Here is a 2628-nt window from a genome sequence, read left to right as displayed (position 1 = left end):
TCGGTCTTGATGCGCGCCTCGGCGATGAGCCTCGTTTTAGTCTGTGGAGACTTTCTCTTTAGAGAGTATCCTTCCCCTTTCGTCCACTGTCGTGGTTACGAAGTATTGCTTATGATAGTCAATTCCCATATACTTCATATATGCACCTCCTTTAGCCTTAAAAGGCTCTGGGTTTAAAACCCGTAGAAGGATAGCTTAAGCTATCGCTCTGTAATATGGGAGGTGCATTTTCTTTTTCATGGTATCATTCTGAATTTATTTCAGAATCTCATTCTGCCTTTCCATCTCTATTTCTATCTCCCTGTCTTTTTTCATTTCAAGAATTTACACAGAAGATTTTACACTGCCTATGGCAATCATTTTGGAATTTTTCCCATTTCCTATGTTATATTTTAATATGATTCGGGATGTAAGCCTCCATGGAAGAATCGGGCATGTGGAGTTCTCTTCGCTTGTCTGGGGCGAGGATACAAAGAACATGCATTTTTATGATGAAACCCCCACGAATATAAGGTTTTTTTCACGAGGCAACGAATTCTCAATCACACCTGAAGGCGCTCGCTACAGGGGCGCAGGAGGAAGTTTCTGCGAATATATGTTTGGCGTAGAAAAGCCCCTCGAGGACTTTGCCAACAAAGAAATCCTAAACCGCTTGATTATGTTTGGTGCATTCACAGACAAAGGTGGAAAGTTATTGTTTACAAACAACACTGATGGTGAGGAGACATTCGACAGGCTTTTCCTTCAGGGACATGCAGTAAAGAACTACTACTTCTTTGTGGCAGGTAGCCACATAGAAGATATAAAGAAAAAACAAAGACATATTTTAAGCAGAGTAGGCAAAATGCTTAAAAGAACAGACCTTATAGGCGCTGACAGGGACATAGAGCTTCTGAATGCCTTCTGTAGAAAGCTCGCTGAGCAGGACTCCACTGTATTTATATTCAAGCTCACGCATAAGGGAAATGAAGAGTTTTATAGGAAATTTAACGAGCTATATTTTAAAGACAGGACACTTTCCAACGAAGACGAGCAGAATCTTGCGGATATTGCAGTAAGAAACAACATTGACTACTACCAGCAGGAAAGAATGAAGATTGACATAATGTACAGGCACCCTGAGAACAAATTCATAGTGGACGAATACAGGGATATACTGCTTTCGAGCATCCACAAGGATACAATTCAGTACTCGGAGCTTGCAAGATTAAGACGGCTCAAGACCCTAAGAATCAGGAATAATATCCCGAGTGTGCTTTTTGAGGCACTGGATGAGGTTCTCCTTAAAGGGAAAAAGCTTCAGGACATCGAGGAGCCCGAATACCTCAAGGAGGCACGCTCTATCTTAGAGAACCTCTTTTTCAGCGACCCATCCCTTAAAAGACACATTATTAAAGAAGACATAACGAGGCTTATAAAGTCCAAGCATAATGCATACTCCAATGGCAACATGGGGTTTGAAAAGATTCTTCTCGATGTTGGAAGGACATGCGATGAGACTGCAAAGGAGAGCAATGACTACAGCCTTTTTGAAGAGTTCAGCGCAATAGTCACTTACTTTGACAGATACGACCATGTTCAGGCATCTATGAGCCAAGCCGCATTTACGGAAAATATTGAGTTCACCGAAGACTTCCTGAGAAGCCTCCTTGGAAATAAAAAGGAATTCGATAGTCTCGGAAAAGGACTTTTTGATGAGCTTTTTGTAAAAAGCCTTTTGAACAACAAGTATATAACGAAATACGGAAAGAAAAAGATAAAGACAATATATGAGGGAATCAAAAGAATCTCAGTGGGAGATGCCTCACTAAGAGATGTTGCATCGGAGCTTAAAAAGATTGTGATTGAGGAGAGGCTTTATAGGCATGTCCATACTGCATTAAAGGAAAAACTGAGAAGCTTCTATCCCCGTTTTGACCTGAAGGAGGGGAAAGAGGAGCTAAGGGCTGATATTGAAAATGAGCTTAAAGCAAAAGGCATTACATGGAAGGTGACAGAGGCAATTTTAGATAGGGTATTTTTAGACCTCAAAAAGGAATCTTTCTATCTAAACCATCTCCTGCCTATAATCATAAAGAATGTAGATACCGAACTCAGAGAGGATTTCTTCAAAAACAGCGGTCTTGACAGGTTTTACATCGAATCTATCGAAAAAGACTATTTTGAGGAAAATGGGCTTGACATGTTCCTCCTTAACCTTATAAGGGAGGATAAAGCCCGATATGATGAGCACTTGAAGCAAGGAAGTTATGTGAAAACCTTGGCAAAAAGTTAAGCTGGCTTCTTTAGTTTTTGAGAATAAAGGCACTAAAAGAATTTGCAGAAAAGATTTGACAATATCTCGCAGAGTGTATAGACTTTAATAAAAATAGGAGGTAAGGTGAGAAGGTCTTTAGTTATTGAAGAAAAAATAGTTGAGGAAATGAGAGGGCTTCCAATCGAGCATCAGAAAAAAGTTCTGGAAATAGTGCGTTTGTTAAAAACGGACATCCTACATTCAATCTCGAAGTGCAACAGATGCGACTTCAAGGGGCGTCTTGTAGCCCAGACATTTTCTGGGCCTTGTGTTAATTAATGATGCTACCATTGCCACCTGCTCATTGGTTATTTTACCGAAGTCCGTGCCTT

Annotated in this window: 2 protein-coding genes; both read left to right on the top strand. The window is 40.4% G+C overall.

Annotation, left to right across the window (positions count from 1 at the left end; genetic code table 11):
• Positions 1-349: 349 nt before the first annotated feature.
• Positions 350-2275, top strand: coding sequence for a TIGR04442 family protein (locus HY805_01990; protein ID MBI4822986.1), 1926 nt, complete (start codon positions 350-352; stop codon positions 2273-2275).
• A 105-nt stretch (positions 2276-2380) separates the two neighbouring features.
• Positions 2381-2575, top strand: a complete 195-nt coding sequence (locus HY805_01985; protein ID MBI4822985.1) for a hypothetical protein — start codon at positions 2381-2383, stop codon at positions 2573-2575.
• Positions 2576-2628: the final 53 nt, after the last annotated feature.

Source organism: Nitrospirota bacterium (assembly GCA_016207905.1).
Taxonomy (GTDB): Bacteria; Nitrospirota; Thermodesulfovibrionia; order Thermodesulfovibrionales; family JdFR-86; genus JACQZC01.
This window is presented reverse-complemented; position numbering and strand designations above follow the sequence as displayed.